The organism is Roseobacter sp. HKCCD7870 (assembly GCF_037830315.1).
In the GTDB taxonomy this organism is placed as follows: Bacteria; Pseudomonadota; Alphaproteobacteria; order Rhodobacterales; family Rhodobacteraceae; genus M30B80.
Genome location: NZ_JBBLYO010000001.1, coordinates 1,415,874 through 1,432,765, shown reverse-complemented (window position 1 = coordinate 1,432,765; position 16,892 = coordinate 1,415,874). Strand labels below are relative to the sequence as shown.

18 protein-coding genes are annotated in these 16,892 nt (G+C 56.6%); 8 read left to right on the top strand and 10 right to left on the bottom strand.

Annotated elements, in window-relative coordinates:
- Positions 1 to 8: 8 nt before the first annotated feature.
- The 7 genes from AAC637_RS07185 to AAC637_RS07155 all read right to left on the bottom strand — a co-directional run bounded on the left by AAC637_RS07185 (position 9) and on the right by AAC637_RS07155 (position 7,326).
- Entirely contained in the window at positions 9 to 1,328 is a 1,320-nt protein-coding gene (locus AAC637_RS07185) for a M16 family metallopeptidase (protein ID WP_340302925.1), read from the bottom strand.
- A gap of 2 nt (positions 1,329 to 1,330) precedes the next feature.
- Entirely contained in the window at positions 1,331 to 2,674 is a 1,344-nt protein-coding gene (locus tag AAC637_RS07180; protein ID WP_340302924.1) for a M16 family metallopeptidase, read from the bottom strand.
- A 107-nt stretch (positions 2,675 to 2,781) separates the two neighbouring features.
- Positions 2,782 to 3,309 (bottom strand): DUF3035 domain-containing protein, encoded by a 528-nt coding sequence (locus AAC637_RS07175; RefSeq protein ID WP_340302923.1) that lies wholly within the window; start codon positions 3,307 to 3,309, stop codon positions 2,782 to 2,784.
- A gap of 33 nt (positions 3,310 to 3,342) precedes the next feature.
- On the bottom strand, positions 3,343 to 3,816 hold the full coding sequence (gene lspA / locus AAC637_RS07170) for a signal peptidase II (RefSeq protein ID WP_340302922.1): 474 nt from the start codon (positions 3,814 to 3,816) through the stop codon (positions 3,343 to 3,345).
- Positions 3,817 to 3,826: 10 nt separating this feature from the next.
- The gene (gene purH / locus AAC637_RS07165) at positions 3,827 to 5,416 is read right to left on the bottom strand and encodes a bifunctional phosphoribosylaminoimidazolecarboxamide formyltransferase/IMP cyclohydrolase (protein ID WP_340302921.1); all 1,590 of its coding nucleotides are present in this window, start codon (positions 5,414 to 5,416) and stop codon (positions 3,827 to 3,829) included.
- A 183-nt stretch (positions 5,417 to 5,599) separates the two neighbouring features.
- A complete protein-coding gene (locus AAC637_RS07160; RefSeq protein ID WP_340302920.1) occupies positions 5,600 to 6,046 on the bottom strand; it encodes a heparinase II/III domain-containing protein in 447 nt (148 codons plus the stop codon).
- Positions 6,043 to 7,326, bottom strand: coding sequence for an RsmB/NOP family class I SAM-dependent RNA methyltransferase (locus AAC637_RS07155; protein WP_340302919.1), 1,284 nt, complete (start codon positions 7,324 to 7,326; stop codon positions 6,043 to 6,045). The genes AAC637_RS07160 and AAC637_RS07155 overlap by 4 nt, the downstream gene beginning before the upstream one ends.
- Positions 7,327 to 7,417: 91 nt before the next feature.
- On the opposite strand from AAC637_RS07155, the gene AAC637_RS07150 reads away from it, so the two are divergent.
- Positions 7,418 to 7,603, top strand: coding sequence for a DUF1674 domain-containing protein (locus tag AAC637_RS07150; protein ID WP_340302918.1), 186 nt, complete (start codon positions 7,418 to 7,420; stop codon positions 7,601 to 7,603).
- A 15-nt stretch (positions 7,604 to 7,618) separates the two neighbouring features.
- On the opposite strand, the gene AAC637_RS07145 is transcribed toward AAC637_RS07150, so the two are convergent.
- On the bottom strand, positions 7,619 to 7,981 hold the full coding sequence (locus AAC637_RS07145; RefSeq protein ID WP_340302917.1) for a dihydrodipicolinate reductase: 363 nt from the start codon (positions 7,979 to 7,981) through the stop codon (positions 7,619 to 7,621).
- Positions 7,982 to 8,037: 56 nt separating this feature from the next.
- Complete coding sequence (dapB, locus tag AAC637_RS07140) at positions 8,038 to 8,847, bottom strand: 4-hydroxy-tetrahydrodipicolinate reductase (RefSeq protein ID WP_340302916.1); 810 nt, start codon at positions 8,845 to 8,847, stop codon at positions 8,038 to 8,040.
- 112 nt (positions 8,848 to 8,959) lie between these two features.
- On the opposite strand from dapB, the gene rbfA reads away from it, so the two are divergent.
- The 5 genes from rbfA to AAC637_RS07115 are packed head-to-tail and all read left to right on the top strand — an operon-like array spanning position 8,960 to position 12,492.
- On the top strand, positions 8,960 to 9,379 hold the full coding sequence (gene rbfA / locus AAC637_RS07135; protein WP_340302915.1) for a 30S ribosome-binding factor RbfA: 420 nt from the start codon (positions 8,960 to 8,962) through the stop codon (positions 9,377 to 9,379).
- On the top strand, positions 9,363 to 10,142 hold the full coding sequence (locus tag AAC637_RS07130) for a phosphodiester glycosidase family protein (RefSeq protein WP_340302914.1): 780 nt from the start codon (positions 9,363 to 9,365) through the stop codon (positions 10,140 to 10,142). The genes rbfA and AAC637_RS07130 overlap by 17 nt, the downstream gene beginning before the upstream one ends.
- Before the next feature lie 33 nt (positions 10,143 to 10,175).
- Positions 10,176 to 11,081 (top strand): tRNA pseudouridine(55) synthase TruB, encoded by a 906-nt coding sequence (truB, locus tag AAC637_RS07125; protein ID WP_340302913.1) that lies wholly within the window; start codon positions 10,176 to 10,178, stop codon positions 11,079 to 11,081.
- Positions 11,078 to 11,584, top strand: a complete 507-nt coding sequence (locus tag AAC637_RS07120; RefSeq protein WP_340302912.1) for a DUF1643 domain-containing protein — start codon at positions 11,078 to 11,080, stop codon at positions 11,582 to 11,584. Before truB ends, AAC637_RS07120 begins: the two co-directional genes overlap by 4 nt.
- The gene (locus AAC637_RS07115) at positions 11,575 to 12,492 is read left to right on the top strand and encodes an alpha/beta fold hydrolase (protein WP_340302911.1); all 918 of its coding nucleotides are present in this window, start codon (positions 11,575 to 11,577) and stop codon (positions 12,490 to 12,492) included. Before AAC637_RS07120 ends, AAC637_RS07115 begins: the two co-directional genes overlap by 10 nt.
- Here the strand turns inward: AAC637_RS07115 and AAC637_RS07110 are convergent.
- Positions 12,489 to 13,796, bottom strand: coding sequence for a calcium-binding protein (locus AAC637_RS07110; protein WP_340302910.1), 1,308 nt, complete (start codon positions 13,794 to 13,796; stop codon positions 12,489 to 12,491). The two genes, AAC637_RS07115 and AAC637_RS07110, sit on opposite strands and share 4 nt — an antisense overlap.
- A 354-nt stretch (positions 13,797 to 14,150) precedes the next feature.
- On the opposite strand from AAC637_RS07110, the gene rpsO reads away from it, so the two are divergent.
- Together rpsO and pnp are read left to right on the top strand one after the other, a co-directional pair.
- Positions 14,151 to 14,420: a 30S ribosomal protein S15 gene (gene rpsO / locus AAC637_RS07105; RefSeq protein WP_317656736.1), complete on the top strand. Its 270-nt coding sequence runs from the start codon at positions 14,151 to 14,153 to the stop codon at positions 14,418 to 14,420.
- A 252-nt stretch (positions 14,421 to 14,672) separates the two neighbouring features.
- Positions 14,673 to 16,808, top strand: coding sequence for a polyribonucleotide nucleotidyltransferase (pnp, locus tag AAC637_RS07100; protein WP_340303171.1), 2,136 nt, complete (start codon positions 14,673 to 14,675; stop codon positions 16,806 to 16,808).
- Positions 16,809 to 16,892: the final 84 nt, after the last annotated feature.

Sequence of the window (16,892 nt, the reverse complement as noted above, 5' to 3'; positions counted from 1 at the left end):
AACGCGCGTTAAGGGGCGGTGTTCAGCCCTTCGGGTTGTCCCACAACCACGGTCAGCATTTTATCAACATCCAAAAGCCGTTTTGCGACACGGGCGATGTCCTCAGATGTGACCGCCTCAACGAAGGCATTGCGGTTGGCGATATAGTCAATCGGCATCCCGTTTTGCTGCATCCCTGCCATGATCCCTGCAATGGATCCATTTCCGTCAAAGCGAAGGGGATAGGCTCCCGTCATATAGCGTTTGGCGCGCAGTAATTCTTCGTCAGTTACACCATTTTCCGCGACATCGCGCAGGATTTGATCTACCAGCTCTAGTGCTTGGCCAACGGTGGCGTTTGATGAGGAGAATTGTCCCAGCCACATGGGCTGCCAATCGGCTGTCGAGAGGCTTGTGCCAACCCCATAGGTCAACCCACGCTTTACGCGCAGTTCTTCCATAAGCCGCGCGCGGAACCCGCCCCCAATGATTTCATTCAACACGAAGGCAGAGAAAAAATCGGGGTCATCCATCGCAATCCCTTCCATCCCTAAGAGGATCACGGATTGTGGGCTTGGATAGTCAATCACGGCTTGGCGCGTGTTTGGTGAAAACCCTGCCATGCTGGGCAAAGCAGGCCCTGTTTGTGGCAACCCCTCAAGAAGGCGGTCAATGAGATCGCCCAATTCCTCGGCAGTGATGTCGCCCGATGCGCCAATAGACACCCGTGATGTGACCAAAGCATTGCGATGAGCCGTGATCAGATCATCGCGGGTCAAGGACGCAATGCTGTCTGGGGTGCCTTCTTCGGCGGATGCATAAGGGTGGTCGCCAAAGGCCAAGGCATTAAATGTGTGGCCTGCAATTGCATTTGGGTCTTGCGCTTGGCTTGCCAGTATTGACTGAATTTGACCCCGCACCCGTTCAATGGCATCGGCATCAAAGCGAGGAGTGCTTAACGCCTCGTGCAAAAGTGCAGCCGCCGCATCGCGATTTTCCGTCAGCATGCGCGCGCTGATGGCCACAGTATCGCGATAGGATGAGAATGAAAATTCTGCGGCCAAGCCCTGCACAGCCTCGGCAAAACCCTGTGCCGTGAGATCGCCTGCGCCTTCCTCAAGCAGGCCTGTCATCATATAGGTCGCCCCACGTTTGCCGGGTTCATCCAAATTCGTGCCGCCCTCAAAACGAATATCAAGCGCCACAAAGGGGATTGAATGATCTTCAACCAACCATGCGCTATGGCCATTGGGGCTGAGGACAGGCTGAATTTGAATTTCCGCGCGCAGCGGTGTGACGAGGAAGATAACAGCAAAAAGTGCGGCAGAGATATGTTTGACGAAAGGCATGATCAATTCTCCGCCGCCTGTGCTTGGGTCAAATAGCCTGTCACGCGTGGCGCATCTGCAAACAGCGCCCGCGCCGCATCCATGACATCGTCCATCGTGGTGGCCGCAATCACATCTGGCCAGTTTTGGACATCTTCCACCTCAAGCCCTGAGGTCAGGGCCATCCCGTAAAGCCGCGCAAGCCCCGAAGCATTGTCGCGCGCATAGATATCCGAGGCCTCATATAGAAATTTGATCCTTTCAAACTGGTTTGGATCAACCCCGCGCTCTAGAAACTCTGCAATGACTTCATCTAGATCGGCTTCCGCCTCTGCAAGGGTGACGCCCGCGCTTGGCATATTGATCAAGGTGAATTGCGTGTCGTCAAGGCTGAGGCCTGAGTAATAGGCAGTCGCAAAGACCGAGCGCTGTGTGTCGAATTGCAAGGCGCGCCCCAAGACGGAGGTAGAAGGGGCACCCCCCAAGATCTCAGCCAACAGGCTGAGGGCTGCGGCGTCTTCCTGCGCGCCATGGTCGCGCTCTGGCGCGCGATAGCTGCGCATCACATAAGGCTGCGCGACACGTTCATCGGCAAATTCAAATCGTTGATCTTGTGGAAGGGTGGTATCTTCGACCCGCGCGCGGGCGGGCAATTCTGCAGAAGCGAGCGGGCCGTAGTGGGTTTGCGCCAGTCTGCGCACCTCCTCAGGGGTCACATCACCTGCCACAACAAGGATCGCGTTATTTGGAGCGTAATAGGTTTCGTAAAAGGCCAACGCATCTTCGCGGCTGAGCGTCTCCATTTCCGTGCGCCACCCGATGACCGGAATGCCGTAAGGGTGGCTTGGATAGGCCAATTGGCGGAATTCTTCGTTAAACAGCGCGCCTGGATTGCTATCTGTGCGCTGTGCGCGTTCTTCTAATATAACGCTGCGCTCGGTATCCACCTCATCAGGGTTGAGGCGCAGATTGGCCATGCGATCGGCCTCAAGCTCCATCATCAAAGGTAAGCGGTCAGCTGCCACGCGTTGGAAATAGGCCGTATAATCCCACGAGGTGAACGCGTTATCATCGCCGCCATTTTCTTCGACAATGCTCGAAAACTCTCCGCTTTCGCGGGTTTCTGTTTCTTTGAACATCAAATGTTCAAGGAAATGCGCGATGCCTGATTTGCCTTCAGGTTCATCTGCCGCGCCGGTGCGATACCAGACCATATGCACAACGGCGGGGCTGCGGTGATCTTCGATCACAACCACATCCATGCCATTGTTCAAGGTAAAGCTCGTCACATCGCCAGAGGTTTGCGCGTAGCCTGTGCCGATTGGCAGCAATGCAAGCCCCACTAAAGCCGCAATGATCCTGCGCATAACACCTCCTAGGTTGGCCTATGTGCAAAAACAGATAGGCCGCCGCTGCACAGGGTTCAATAAGCCGCGCGCAAGGGCGCGGTCACAAAGTGATGATCAATGCGGGCTTACTGCGGCTGCGGCTCGGGGGGGGCGGCGGGGGTGCGAATGCCCGCCCGGCGCAGACGCTCAAGTTCGGCATAACGATCCAAGGAGATCGGGCGATAGGCGCGGTAATAGACATTCACGCCGAAGACCCGCTCCAAGAGCCGCCCATCATTGTCACGGCGGAAGGCCAAATCTTCCGCAGCCAATTGGTCGCGGATGCCCTCTTCAATACCAAAGCGTGTCGCGTGGGCCAAAAGGCTGTTGGTTACACCACCGCCGCGCGCGGCATTTCCGCCAAGCGCGGCAATCGCATCTGCCTCAGGGGTTGGGTCGGTGCGGTTTGTGCCACCGGGTGTTGGTTCAGGCAGCGCCGCCAAATCCGTTGGGATTTCAATGGGGCGTGTTGGCAAAATGGCAAATTCATCTGGGCCAGATTGGTTGGCGCGTAAATTCATCAAAGATGGGTCGCCTTGTGAACAGGCGGCAAGGCCCATCAGGGCGCAAAAGGTCAGGAGAATATGCGGTTTGCGGCTCATAAAATCCTCCATGGCACAAAGCGCCACGTCATGCCAAGGTTTCTCTCATACCTTGGGCTTTTCGTCATTCGAAAACAAGAGCAACCCGAACACACCCGCAAATATACCGATATCTGCGATATTAAACGTATAGGGGTTATTGATCCCGCAGCAGGACATGTTCAGGAAATCCACAACCGCCCCGTGATAGAGGCGGTCAAACGCATTTCCCAAAGCCCCACCTGCCACTGAGCCCGCCGCAATCGCGCTGAGTTTGCTCTGGCTGTTGCGGCCCAGCTGGATCATCCACGCAGAAACCGCAAGCGCCAAAGCAATCAAACCATAACGCAGAAGGTCGGGGCTGTTGGCGAAGAGGCCAAAATTTATCCCGCGGTTCCAACCCATGATGAAATTCAGATAGGGCGGCATGACCAAGACCTGTCCGACACGATCTAGATCAAGCACCAAAAGCATGATCCATTTGCTGGCCTGATCAAGGATGATCCAAAACAGTGCGGAAATAAGTGTTAAACGGGTCATCATGGCCCCCTTAGTGACGGAAATGGCGCATTCCTGTAAAGACCATCGCAAGGCCTGCCTCATCGGCGGCAGCAATCACCTCGTCATCGCGCATGGAGCCGCCCGGTTGGATGACCGCCTTGGCCCCTGCCTCTGCAGCCGAAAGCAGACCATCGGGGAAGGGGAAGAAAGCGTCAGAGGCCAAAACCGATCCAATCGTGGGGCTTTGCGCAAGACCAAGGATGTCGGCCATATCCTGCGCCTTGCGCGCGGCGATGCGCGAACTGTCGACACGGCTCATCTGGCCTGCGCCGATGCCAACAGTGGCGCCGTCTTTGACATAGACAATCGCGTTCGATTTGACGTGCTTGGCCACTTTCCATGCGAACAGCAAATCCGTGAGCTGCGCATCGGATGGTTTGAGTTTGGTCACGACTTTCAAATCGCTCAGATCAATTTGGCCATTGTCTTTATCTTGCACCAGATACCCGCCTGAAACTTGGCGGATGGTCATCGCGGCTGCTTTTGGGTCTGCAAGCGCATCTGTGGTCAAGAGGCGCAGATTTTTCTTGGCGGCGAAAATGGCGCGCGCTTCCTCATCTGCACCGGGGGCAATGACAACTTCGGTGAAGATCTTTGTGATTTCCTCTGCAGTCGCGCCATCAAGCGGTTGGTTGAAGGCGATAATCCCCCCAAAGGCGGATGTGCGGTCGCAGTCAAAGGCCCGCAAATAGGCTTCGGTCAGGCTTGCGCCGCGGGCAACGCCACAGGGATTGGCATGTTTGATAATCGCACAGGCAGGGCCGCCCTCGGGCAAGAACTCGCTGACCAATTCAAAGGCTGCGTCTGTGTCGTTGATGTTATTGTAGGACAGCGCTTTGCCTTGGTGCTGTTTCGCGCTGGCAACGCCCGAACGGCCTGTGCCATCGGTATAAAAGGCCGCCGCTTGATGTGGGTTTTCGCCGTAACGCAAAGACTGCACTAAACGCCCTGCCACAGCACGGCGGCGCGGTGCCGGATCGCCTAAAGCATTGGCCATCCAAGTGGAGACAGCCGCATCATAGGCGGCGGTGCGGGCATAGGCGGTCTGCGCCAAAGTTTGGCGGAAGCTCAGCGTGGTTTGGCCGTTTTGCGCATCCAACTCGGCCAGAAGGGCGGCATAATCTTCGGGATCAGTCACAACGCTGACAAAACCATGGTTCTTTGCGGCAGCGCGGATCATCGCGGGCCCGCCAATATCGATATTCTCAACGCAATCTTTGTAGCTTGCCCCTTTGGCGACAGTCGCCTCGAACGGGTAGAGATTGACCACCAATAGATCAATCGGCGCGATGTTATGCTCGGCCATGGCGGCTTGGTGATCAGGATTGTCACGCAAAGCTAGCAAGCCGCCATGCACCATCGGATGCAGGGTTTTGACGCGGCCATCCATCATTTCAGGAAATTTTGTAACCTCGGAGACATCACGCACCGCAAGACCTGCCTTGCGCAGGGCTTTGGCTGTGCCACCTGTCGACAAAAGATCAACCCCCCGTGCGGCCAAGGCCGTGGCAAACTCAATCAGACCTGTCTTGTCAGAAACAGAGATCAGGGCGCGGGAGAGGGGGGCGAGATCGGTCATGGGGTTTCCTTGGCATTTGCATCAATCACGGGGTCGCATGATGCCCCCGTGCTATTGCGCGCGCAGAAAACACCATCCGATGGCGCCCCCATAATCTGCTAGCGTGGAAAAGAGAACCACCTGTTTTGTCGCGCGTGGATTTCGATGGTCGGGGTCAAAGTAAACCGAAGGGCGCAAAACAAGCTATGCGCCTTCGCTTGGCCGCAAGACCCAAACTTGCCCATCTGGCAATAGGAACGAGGCGGCCCGTCCGCCCATGTCGCTTTGTGCTGTGACCGTGGGATGCACGTGGAAATGGAGGCTAAAGCCCAAACCGCCCCTAGGGGTTTGGGCCATGCGGGCCGCAAAAATGGCACTATCTTCTTCATTGCGCGGCGCAAATGCATCTTCACCCTCAAGGCGCATCCCATCATGGGATAGGGTCAGGGCGCGAATGTGGTGCAGGCCCCAGTCTGCTTGCCACGCATTATGAGAAACCGCCACGCGCTCGGCGCCGTGGGTGGGTTTTGAGCTTTGAGCGACCTTTGTCGCCCCCCCAATCAAGGTTGCACCATCCAATCCCGCCGAGGAGCGACCCGCGAGACAGGCGGTGGAGTGGCTTTGTGTAGCGGCTTGAACCTGCGCTGTCACCGCTTTTGCAAAAGCGCCATGTAAAATCCGTCAATTCCGCCACGATCTTGCCAGTGATGCGGCAAGATACGCAGACCGCCTTCGGCACTGATCCATGCGGGATCAACCCCAAGTTCCGTGGGATCAAGTGGCAAGACGGCGAGGTTAGGGTGTCGTTTCAGCGCGGCTTTGATTTGGTTTTCACCCTCATTGGGCAAGAGCGAGCAGGTGCAAAACACCATGCGCCCGCCTGTGTCCAAAAGCGATATAGCATGATCAAGCATTTGCATTTGCAGCTTTGTCAGCGCTTCCACTTCACGGGCGGATTTGACGAAAGGCAGGTCAGGGTGCCGTCTTATTGTGCCAGTGGCCGAGCAGGGCGCATCAAGCACGATAATAGGCCAAGGGCCACTGTTGAATTCCAACGCGTCAGCCGTGACCATATCCGCCGACAGGCCCGTGCGGCGTAGATTGTCGCGCACGCGGCCCATACGGTGTTTCGACAAATCAAGAGCGGTGACCTGCGCCCCTGCTGCTGCAAGCTGCATGGTCTTGCCGCCAGGTGCTGCGCACAGATCAAGCGCAGGTTGCCCTGACACATCGCCTAAGAGTTTCACAGGAAGGGCGGCGGCGGCATCTTGCACCCAAAACGCACCCGCCTCATAGCCGCCTATCGTGGATATTTGGGTTTGGCGCGGCAATCGGATGCTGCCTGTGGGCAAGGGTTCACCTGCCTCGAAGGGGGCGCTTTGGTCGCGTAATGTGATGTCAATTGGCGCACCTGCCTCATGCGCGGCTTCAATCGCGCGGGTTGCGGTTTCGCCCCATGCCCCCCCAACCGCTTTGCGCAACCAAACGGGCAAGGTTTGTGGGGCCAGTTGCGCCCATCTTGCGCGCCCTTCTTGATCAACCTTACGCAGGACAGCGTTGATCAAACCGGCCGCGCCGCCTGTTGCGCGGCCTTGTTTGGCGATGGCAACAGCCGCGTTGACCACGCCATAGGCTTCGGCTTCATCAAGCAACAATTCTGCAACCCCAAGGCGCAAAATATTTTGGGCCAATGGGTGTGGACGGCGCTCAAGATAGGCTGACAGCAAGGTGTCAATGCGGCCTGTGTGGCGCAGCACCGTTTGGGCCAAACGCTCGGCGCGGGCGCGATCCTCGGGGGCAAGACCGGGCGGTTGGTCGAGATGAGCGACCATCTGGCGGTCAAGATAAACCGCGCGCAAAATGGCCAATGCGGCCTTGCGGGGGCCTAAACCTTGGGTGTCTTGGCGACCCTCTTCGCGTGTCCGCGCCATTTTCTATCCTTGTCTCTGGGTTTCGCTGCCGTATATCACGGGGGAGACAGAGATCAATCGTGCAGCCCTTTTGCTGCGCTATGAGGCCGCTATGAGTGAGACTAAGACGGACAAGCGTGACCTGCCGCCCGCTGCACAGCGGGCCTTGGCTGAGGCGGAAGCCCGCCGCGCTGAGGCGAAAGCGGTAGAATTGCCCAAGGAGCTTGGGGGGCGCGATGGCCCCGAACCCGTGCGCTATGGCGATTGGGAGAAAAAAGGCATCGCCATTGATTTTTGATGCTAGCCCTGCCGCCTAGCGCAGTGTCAGGTCAGCATAGATGCCCGCACCCTCATCAGCCGTAAATCGCAGGGTGCCCTCCCGCTCCTCCACCAATTGGCAATTATATTCTAATGGCTCTGCGCCAAAGCTGAGATTGCGGCAGAAATAGCCACTTTGCCACGCCCAATCCCCCGTAACTGGGCGTCCAAAGGCGCGGCCCGTGATGTCGCCATCAGGCTCAACCGTCAATCGAATGCCAAAACGGGTAAGTTCGCGCCCTTCGATCAAAGAAACGAACCTTGCGCGATCCGTCACGGGCGTAAAGCCTTCCGCCGCTGCGGCATCCGCCACAATCAAGACACCAAGCATTGTGCCGAGCGCCAATCTGTTCAGCATAGTCCGCTCCGTACCGAACATCTATTGCTGTGTTACGAAAGATAGAGCGGCTTAGATCACAGTCCAAGCACATCCAGCATAGAAAATTCACCTGGGCCTTGGTCTTGTGCCCAAATAGCGGCCTTGAGGGCGCCGCGCGCAAAAATGGCGCGATCCGTTGCAATATGGCGCAGGACAAGACGTTCCCCTGCCGCCGCAAAGATCACATCATGCTCGCCGACAATGTCGCCGCCTCGAATGGCGGAAAAACCTATTGCGCCCGCCTCCCGCGCGCCCGTGATCCCGTCACGGCCTGCATCGCGGACATCTGCAAGGGAAACCCCCCGCCCCTCTGCGGCGGCTTCGCCGAGCATGATGGCCGTGCCAGAAGGTGCATCAACCTTGCGGTTGTGATGCGCCTCCACGATTTCAATGTCGAAATCCTCATCCAATGCAGCGGCCACCTGTTTGGTGATCTGCACGAGCAGGTTGACCCCAAGGCTCATATTGCCTGCGCGCACGATGGTGGCATGGCGGGCGGCGGCCTTGAGTTTTGCAAGCGCTGCATCATCCATGCCCGTTGTGCCAATGACATGGGCCACACGGGCTTGGGCCGCCAAAACTGAATGCGCCACCGTGGCTTCAGGCGATGTGAAGTCGATGATGGCTTTGGCTTTGGGCAAAATTTCAAGAAGGTCGTCCACGACTGGCACACCCATCTCACCGCGCCCCATGGCTGCGCCCAAATCCTGACCGATCCATGTATGGCCTGGGCGTTCGGTGACGCCGACCAAATGGGTGGCGGGGTTGGCCTCTACGGTTTCGATCAACATCCGCCCCATGCGGCCTGATGCGCCTGTAATGATGATCCCGATTGACTCGCTCATGCCATCCTCCTGTGTTCCCTTCCCTCTACCCCAAGCGATGCAAATCGGAAAGCCCGCGCTTGCGAGGCGGGCCATGATCGCCTAGATGCGACAGAGACTCAGGAGAGTGCGGATGGCAAAAAACAAGTTCCATGAGGGGCCAGGCCCGTCACAGCGCCAGTTGCGCGTGGGCGAATTGATCCGCCGCACTCTGTCCGATGTGCTGAACCGCGGCGAAGTGCATGATGCCGAGCTTAATCGCCTGTCAATCACAGTGGGCGAAGTGCGCGCGACCCCAGACCTCAAAGTGGCGCATGTTTATGTGATGCCGTTGGGCGGTGGTCAGCGCGAGGAAGCCTTGGCAGCGCTGCGGCGCAACACGGGCGAATTACGCCGCGCCATCAGTCGTGAGATGACGCTGAAATATGCACCTGACCTGCGGTTTTTGATTGATGAAACTTTTGATCGCATGGACGAGACGCGCCGTATGTTTGCCGATGAAAAAGTGCGCCGCGATGTCGAGGCCCCAGATCGCGATGACGGGGAAGATTAAATCACTGCTTTTGGGCGCCTTATGCGCGCTGGGCGGAGGCGGTCCTGCAGTCCTATGGGCGGATCAGGCGCCTGTATCTTGCGCGGATTTTCACTTTGAGGAAACGCCCTTCACCGCTTGTGAAATTGATCTGACCCGCGCTCAGATGCGGCTCTTTCTACGCAATGGTGCGGGCGAGATTTTTGGTTCCTTCCTCAATGTGGCAGACAGCTTGCCTGAAAATCAGGTTTTGGCCTTTGCGATGAATGGCGGGATGTATCACCCTGATCGCCGACCTGTCGGTCTTTATGTTGAGCAAGGCCAAGAGGAGATGCGGATCATCACATCTGATGGGCCAGGTAATTTTGGCCTTCTGCCAAATGGCGTGTTCTGCCTAAATGCAGGGAAGGCCGCGGTGATTGAGGCGCGCAGCTTTGAAGCCGCGCCACCCGTTTGCGAATATGCGACACAATCTGGCCCGATGTTGGTGATTGATGGTGCGTTGCATCCCGCGTTTTTGCCCGATAGCACATCGCGATATATTCGCAACGGCGTTGGCGTTCGGATGGAGGGGACATCTGTTGTGGCGGTGATTTCTGATGCGCCTGTCACATTCCACCAATTTGCCCGCGTGTTTCGGGATCATTTCGCCATCAACAACGCGCTGTTTTTGGACGGAAACGTATCCCGCTTCTATGCGCCGCAATTGGGGCGCGCGGATTTCGGTTTGCCCCTTGGGCCGATCTTAGGGGCTGTGGTTGACGCGCAAACAGGCCTAGAGTAACGCGACCCCTCTTGGATTTTGGAAGGATCACGCATGGCACGGCGCAAACGGGGACGCGACATCTCAGGCTGGTTGATTGTCGATAAACCTGCGGGGGTGAGTTCCAACTTTGTGGTGAACAAAGTGAAATGGGCGTTGGATGCGAATAAAGCGGGCCATGCAGGTACGCTTGATCCTGAGGCGACAGGTCTTTTGGCGGTGGCGCTTGGCGAAGCAACCAAGACGGTGCCTTACATCACCGATGCCCTCAAAGCCTATGAGTTTGAAGTCACCTTTGGCGCGGCGACCAATACTGATGATGCCGAGGGCGAGGTGATCGCGCGCTCTGACCTGAGGCCCAGTAATGACGATATTCGTGCGGGCGTAGCCGCGTTTCGGGGGCATATCACGCAAATTCCGCCGCAATATTCAGCTGTGAAAATAGATGGCCAGCGCGCCTATGCCTTGGCGCGGGCGGGCGAAGATGTGGAACTATCCGCGCGACCGCTTTACGTTGAGACGCTTGATCTAGTTTCGCGCAAAAACCCTGAGACTGCTGTCTTAGAGATGGTCTGCGGCAAGGGTGGTTATGTGCGCGCGATTGCGCGCGATTTGGGTGCCGCATTGGGCTGTTATGGCCATGTTGCGTGGTTGCGCCGTCTGTGGTCGGGGCCTTTTGACTTGGATGATGCTGTGAGCTTGGAACAGGTTGAATTGGCCGCAAAAACCACGGCGCTTGATGCGGCTCTCTTGCCACTCGAACATGCGTTGGACGGTTTACCACATTTGCGCGCAACCTCAGAAGGCGCGCAGCGCCTGCGGGTTGGAAACCCTGGGCAGGTGATGGATGCTGCACCCAATTATGGTGATCAAGCATGGGCCAGTTTTGAGGGGCGGCCTGTTGCCATTGGGCGGTATATGGGGGGCGAGCTGCATCCAAGCCGCGTGTTCAACCTGTGATCCGCCGCGCGTTCCAAAAGGGTGATGCCGCGTCAGAGGCGGTCTATTCCGATTGCGAGGCCTATCGCTATAGCCTCACGCGGATTTGGGAAGGCGCAGGCCAGCGCGTGGGGTTTGTGATGCTGAACCCCTCCACCGCGACCGAGACTCAAAACGACCCCACAGTCGAGCGCTGCGAACGGCGTGCGCGCGCGCTTGGGTTTGGCAGCTTCACAGTGGTGAATATTTTCGCATGGCGCGACACAGACCCCCGCGCGATGCGTGCCGCCGCTGATCCGATTGGGCCTGCCAATGATGATGCCATTTTAGAATGCACAACTGCAGCGCATCAGATCATCTGTGCATGGGGGGCGCATGGGGCGTTTTTGGGGCGGGGGGCGCAGGTGGCGGCATTGCTGCGCCAAGTTGAAAAACCGCTTTACCATTTGGGATTGTCGAAGGAAGGTCATCCCAAACACCCGCTCTATATTCCCTATTCGACCACGCCAATTTTGTGGAATTGATCTTGGAGGCACCGATGGACAGCGCGATTTCAGGTTTTGTGAAAGAACAAATCAAAACCAACGGGATCACGCTTTCAGTGCATCATGGCGGTCATGGTGCGCCCTTGATTTTGCTCCATGGCTATCCTCAAAACCATATGTGCTGGTCGAAAGTCGCGCCCGATTTGGCCCGCGATTTTTATGTGATCATCCCTGATTTGCGCGGCTATGGTGAGAGTGAAGTTGTCGCCGCCGATGAAGAACATCGCATGTACTCCAAGCGTGAAATGGCCTTGGATGTGGCGGGCGTGATGGATCATTTCGGGATCGAAAAGGCCCATATTGCGGGGCATGATCGCGGCGCACGCGTGGCCTATCGCTTTGCTTTGGATCATCCTGATAGGATTGAGCGTTTGGCGATTTTGGAAATCGTTCCGACCTGTGATTTTTGGGCGGCATGGGATGCGGAATTGGCGATGAAGGCCTATCACTGGACGTTCCTTGCGCAGCCCGCCCCTTTGCCCGAGCGGATGATCACGACAGATGGGCTGGCCTATATGGATTGGACATTGGCCTCATGGACATATGCCAAAGATCTAAGCGCCTTTTCTGACGCGGCTTTGGCCGCCTATCGCTCCCAAGCGGCTGATCCAGCGCGCATTGCAGCAATGTGCAACGATTACCGCGCGGGTGCATTTTTTGATCGCGGATTGGATGCAGAAGATCGGGCGGCGGGTCGGATGATCACGGCGCCCCTCTGCTTTCTCTGGGCTGAGGCAGGCTTTCCCGCGCGCACGGGTGATCCTTTGGGGATCTGGCGGGCATGGGCGGAAAACGTAACGGGGCAGGCCGTGGCCAATACAGGCCATTTCATGCCCGAAGAACAGCCTAAGGCGGTTTTGGCCGCCTTACGGGCGCATTTTCTTTAGGACGTGCCTCCAATTGCGCGCAGATCGATATTGTCAGGACTTAGGCCCGTTATCTGACTCAGGGATAGGGCGAGATTGCCATCAAGATAGACATCTGTCCTGCCATCTATTTCACGCAGTTCAAGGCTTGGGTCAGGGTTTGTGGTCGGATCATAGAGAAGTTCAATCCGATCCTCTTGAGGGTCGAAGTCTAGGATATGTGCGGCGGTGCTTGCCTGTTGCAGCAAGGGTGCCGCGATAATTAAATCTGCGCCACTGCCCGCGAATACGGTATCGCCCGCGCCTGCGATGATGGTGTCGTTACCCTCATCGCCTGATAAATCGTCAGCGCTGCCCCCTGCGGCCTCATCAACGATCCCGTCAATGCGATCATTGCCAGCGCCGCCCAGAATGAGATCATGACCTGCCCCGCCCGTGAGGCTGTCATTGCCGTCATTTCCAAATATTGCATCATTGCCGAGGCCGCCTGTGATTGTGTCATTCCCATCGCTGCCCGTTATTGCATCGTTTGAGACGGGGCCAAGATTGTCGGCCATGTCGGTGCGCGCCTCAACGGCGGGTGCGAGGCTTTCGTCAATCAAATCGGAGAGGCTTGGGTCTGGGGTATCGGCCTCTGGCAGATTAAGTGTCGGGGAAGAAACTGGCCCAGTGGGCGCAGGTGGCGTGTTCGGCCCAAGCAGATCGGGGAAACGCGGCGCAATGTCGGCGATGCTCACGCCAACGGGGAGATTAAATTCAAGATCATCAACGGATAGGTCGGAGAGGTCGCTGAGAAATGCAACCGGCATATCATTGACATAGAGCGTGGTATTTCCAGGAAGGGTGGTGTTGTCATAGGTGACAGTCGGGGCGCTGCCCCAGTCGCCTGCTAAATTCACCACCAGTTTATCGGCGCCGCGGGAGAAATCAGCGATTTCCGGAAGCTGGTCGGAGCCATTGAGCGGATCAATGGACAGCGCGAATGTATCTGCACCGAAGCCACCAAACGCCACATCATCGCGATCTAAACCAATCAGGTCATCGCCCGTGCCGCCATATAGAACGTCCCGTCCCAAACCGCCGAGCAAAATGTCATCATCATCCTCGCCGAGAATTTCATCGTTACCATCGCTGCCCATCAATGCGTCAGGCTGTTCGCCCCCCATTATCAAAAACCCAAGCAGGGCAGAATTTAGGGTCAGGGGTGTGATCTGCGGATCATTTTCCGCAGGCCCGTCTTCGGCCTCATCCAATTGCAGGCTAAATATACCTGCAGCGGCATAGCCCGCCGCGATCAAACTGATCAAACCCGTAAGCGCAAGCATCACCCACTCCCGCACATTATGCGATACCCTCAAAAGATCACCGGATTTGCGTGATGTGGCGCGAACCTTGCCCTAATGGCAAAATCTGATGCTATAGCAGCAGCAGATGCGTGATGCCGTGCGCCGATGAACGGCGTATGGCGAAGCCCGAAGATGCCATAAATCGCTGCGGTTTTGGATGAAAATTTGCGCTCAAGGTTAACGGACCTGGGCGGCGCAGATCAAAAAAGCCTTTTCATTTAGATGATTCCCCCCTATGTGGCCGCAATCCATGGCGCTTGCGCTGTGGGGAAATGGCCTTGCTGGACGACATCCCGGCCTGTGCTGCAACCCTCTAATGTAAAGGAGAGCCCGATGTCGATTACTGCTGAAGAAAAGAACCGTTTGGTCAAAGAATTTGCCACCAAAGAGGGCGACACTGGTTCCCCCGAGGTGCAGATCGCGATCCTGACATCGCGCATCACTACGCTGACTGAGCATTTTAAAACTCACGCAAAAGACAACCATTCGCGCCGCGGCTTGCTTAAGCTTGTTGCTCAGCGCCGCAAGTTGCTGGATTATGTGCGTGGGAAAGACGAAGCGCGTTACCAGTCGCTCCTCGAGCGTTTGGGTATCCGCCGCTAATCTTTGCCTTTATCAGTTTGAAGCGCCCGCTGATCCTGTCAGCGGGCGTTTTTCATTTGATCATTGGATATTTCAGGCGCGATTTCTGTCTATGCTTTTCATATCGCACAATCTGCGCTATGTGGCGCGCATCTGAGACGTGACGCAACGACCCCGGCGCATGGGATGATGAAGGGGGTCGGCGGCAATGGGGCCGCCAATGAAACGGAAGACCCGAGTGGGCTTGGGAGTGCTTCCACACAGGAAATGATGATGTTCAACGAAGTGAAAAAATCGATTCAATGGGGCGAGGAAACCCTCACCCTAGAAACGGGCAAGGTTGCCCGTCAGGCAGATGGCACAGTGATCGCAACGCTTGGGGAAACCAGCGTTATGGCAAATGTGACCTTCGCCAAAGAAGCTAAGCCAGGTCAGGATTTCTTTCCGCTGACTGTGCATTACCAAGAGAAATACTACGCCGCAGGCAAGGTGCCTGGTGGCTTTTTCAAGCGCGAAGCGCGTCCTACCGAAAAAGAGACGCTGACCGCGCGCTTGATCGACCGACCCATTCGCCCTTTGTTCGTTTCGGGCTTCAAGCACGAAGTTCTCGTGATGTGTACGGTTCTCAGCCATGATTTGGTGAATGATTCCGACATCGTTGCGATGATCGCCGCTTCTGCAGCGCTGACCATTTCGGGCGTGCCTTTCATGGGGCCGATTGCAGGCTGCCGCGTGGGCTTTGAGGATGGGGAATACATCCTGAACCCGACCGTTGACGATATGCAGGGTCTGCGCAACAACCCCGACCAGCGTTTGGATTTGGTTGTGGCGGGCACCAAAGACGCCGTGATGATGGTTGAATCCGAGGCCTATGAGCTGACCGAGGATGAAATGCTCGGCGCGGTCACATTTGCCCATGAGCAAATGCAGCCCGTGCTTGACCTGATCATTGATCTGGCAGAAGTTGCGGCGAATGAGCCGTTTGATTTCACCCCACCCGATTACAGCGCGCTGTATGAAAAGGTGAAATCCTTGGGTGAAGCGCAGATGCGTGACGCCTATGCGATCCTTGATAAACAAGACCGCGTTGCCGCTGTATCCGCCGCAAAAGAAGCGATCAAAGCGCAGCTTTCCGAAGAAGAATTGGCAGATGAAAACCTTGGTTCGGCACTGAAGAAGCTGGAATCTTCGGTTCTGCGTGGTTCTGTTGTGAAAGACGGCAAGCGGATTGATGGCCGTGCGTTGGATGCGGTTCGTTCGATTGTCAGCGAAACGGGTCTTCTGCCCCGCACGCATGGCTCGGCGCTGTTCACCCGTGGTGAAACTCAGGCCTTGGTTGTGACCACGCTTGGCACAGGCGATGATGAGCAATTCATCGATGCGCTGCATGGCAATTTCAAAGAAAACTTCCTGCTGCATTACAACTTCCCCCCCTATTCTGTGGGCGAGGTTGGGCGTGTTGGCTCACCAGGCCGCCGTGAAATCGGCCATGGTAAGCTGGCTTGGCGTGCGTTGCAGGCGGTTCTGCCTGCGCCAACTGATTTCCCTTACACGATCCGCGTGGTTTCTGAGATCACGGAGTCGAACGGGTCTTCCTCAATGGCTTCGGTCTGTGGTGGTTCCTTGTCGATGATGGATGCAGGCGTGCCGCTGAAAGCCCCTGTTGCGGGTGTGGCCATGGGTCTGGTGTTGGAAGAAGATGGCTCCTACGCTGTTTTGACCGATATCCTTGGTGATGAAGATCACCTTGGCGACATGGATTTCAAAGTGGCAGGCACTGAAGCGGGGATCACCTCGCTGCAGATGGACATCAAGGTTGCAGGGATCACCCCTGAAATCATGAAAAAGGCGCTTGCGCAGGCGAAAGCAGGGCGGATGCATATCCTTGGCGAAATGGCCAAGGCACTGTCTTCGGCCAATGCGTTCTCGGCACATGCCCCACGCATTGAGACCATGCAAATCCCAACCGACAAGATTCGCGAAGTGATCGGGTCTGGCGGTAAAGTGATCCGCGAGATCGTGGAAACCTCGGGCGCGAAGGTTGATATCAATGATGATGGCATCATCAAGATCGCAAGTGCGAACCAAGACGCCATCAAAGCGGCCTATGATATGATCTATTCCATCGTGGCTGAGCCTGAAGAAGGCAAGGTTTACAAAGGCAAAGTTGTCAAAATCGTTGATTTCGGTGCTTTCGTGAATTTCTTCGGCAAGCGCGATGGCCTCGTTCATGTCAGCCAGATCGAAAACCGCCGTCTGAACCATCCAAGCGATGTTCTTCAGGAGGGCCAAGAGGTCTGGGTGAAGCTCTTGGGCTTTGACGACCGCGGCAAAGTGCGTTTGGCCATGAAAATGGTTGACCAAGAGACTGGCGAAGAACGCAGCGAAGAAGAAGCATCAGCGGAGTAAGCCCCGCCTGAGACTAAGAAAACCCCCGCAGCCTTGGTTGCGGGGATTTTTACCAAGGCGTCACTGACGCAAATGTTAACCGCC

What these genes read in the sequence shown, in the direction of transcription:
- AAC637_RS07185 (WP_340302925.1), bottom strand. Translation starts at nt 1,328, where the DNA reads ATGCCTTTCGTCAAACATATCTCTGCCGCACTTTTTGCTGTTATCTTC.
- AAC637_RS07180 (WP_340302924.1), bottom strand. Translation starts at nt 2,674, where the DNA reads ATGCGCAGGATCATTGCGGCTTTAGTGGGGCTTGCATTGCTGCCAATC.
- AAC637_RS07175 (WP_340302923.1), bottom strand. Translation starts at nt 3,309, where the DNA reads ATGGAGGATTTTATGAGCCGCAAACCGCATATTCTCCTGACCTTTTGC.
- lspA (WP_340302922.1), bottom strand. Translation starts at nt 3,816, where the DNA reads ATGACCCGTTTAACACTTATTTCCGCACTGTTTTGGATCATCCTTGAT.
- purH (WP_340302921.1), bottom strand. Translation starts at nt 5,416, where the DNA reads ATGACCGATCTCGCCCCCCTCTCCCGCGCCCTGATCTCTGTTTCTGAC.
- AAC637_RS07155 (WP_340302919.1), bottom strand. Translation starts at nt 7,326, where the DNA reads ATGGCGCGGACACGCGAAGAGGGTCGCCAAGACACCCAAGGTTTAGGC.
- AAC637_RS07150 (WP_340302918.1), top strand. Translation starts at nt 7,418, where the DNA reads ATGAGTGAGACTAAGACGGACAAGCGTGACCTGCCGCCCGCTGCACAG.
- AAC637_RS07145 (WP_340302917.1), bottom strand. Translation starts at nt 7,981, where the DNA reads ATGCTGAACAGATTGGCGCTCGGCACAATGCTTGGTGTCTTGATTGTG.
- dapB (WP_340302916.1), bottom strand. Translation starts at nt 8,847, where the DNA reads ATGAGCGAGTCAATCGGGATCATCATTACAGGCGCATCAGGCCGCATG.
- rbfA (WP_340302915.1), top strand. Translation starts at nt 8,960, where the DNA reads ATGGCAAAAAACAAGTTCCATGAGGGGCCAGGCCCGTCACAGCGCCAG.
- AAC637_RS07130 (WP_340302914.1), top strand. Translation starts at nt 9,363, where the DNA reads ATGACGGGGAAGATTAAATCACTGCTTTTGGGCGCCTTATGCGCGCTG.
- truB (WP_340302913.1), top strand. Translation starts at nt 10,176, where the DNA reads ATGGCACGGCGCAAACGGGGACGCGACATCTCAGGCTGGTTGATTGTC.
- AAC637_RS07110 (WP_340302910.1), bottom strand. Translation starts at nt 13,796, where the DNA reads ATGCTTGCGCTTACGGGTTTGATCAGTTTGATCGCGGCGGGCTATGCC.
- rpsO (WP_317656736.1), top strand. Translation starts at nt 14,151, where the DNA reads ATGTCGATTACTGCTGAAGAAAAGAACCGTTTGGTCAAAGAATTTGCC.
- pnp (WP_340303171.1), top strand. Translation starts at nt 14,673, where the DNA reads ATGTTCAACGAAGTGAAAAAATCGATTCAATGGGGCGAGGAAACCCTC.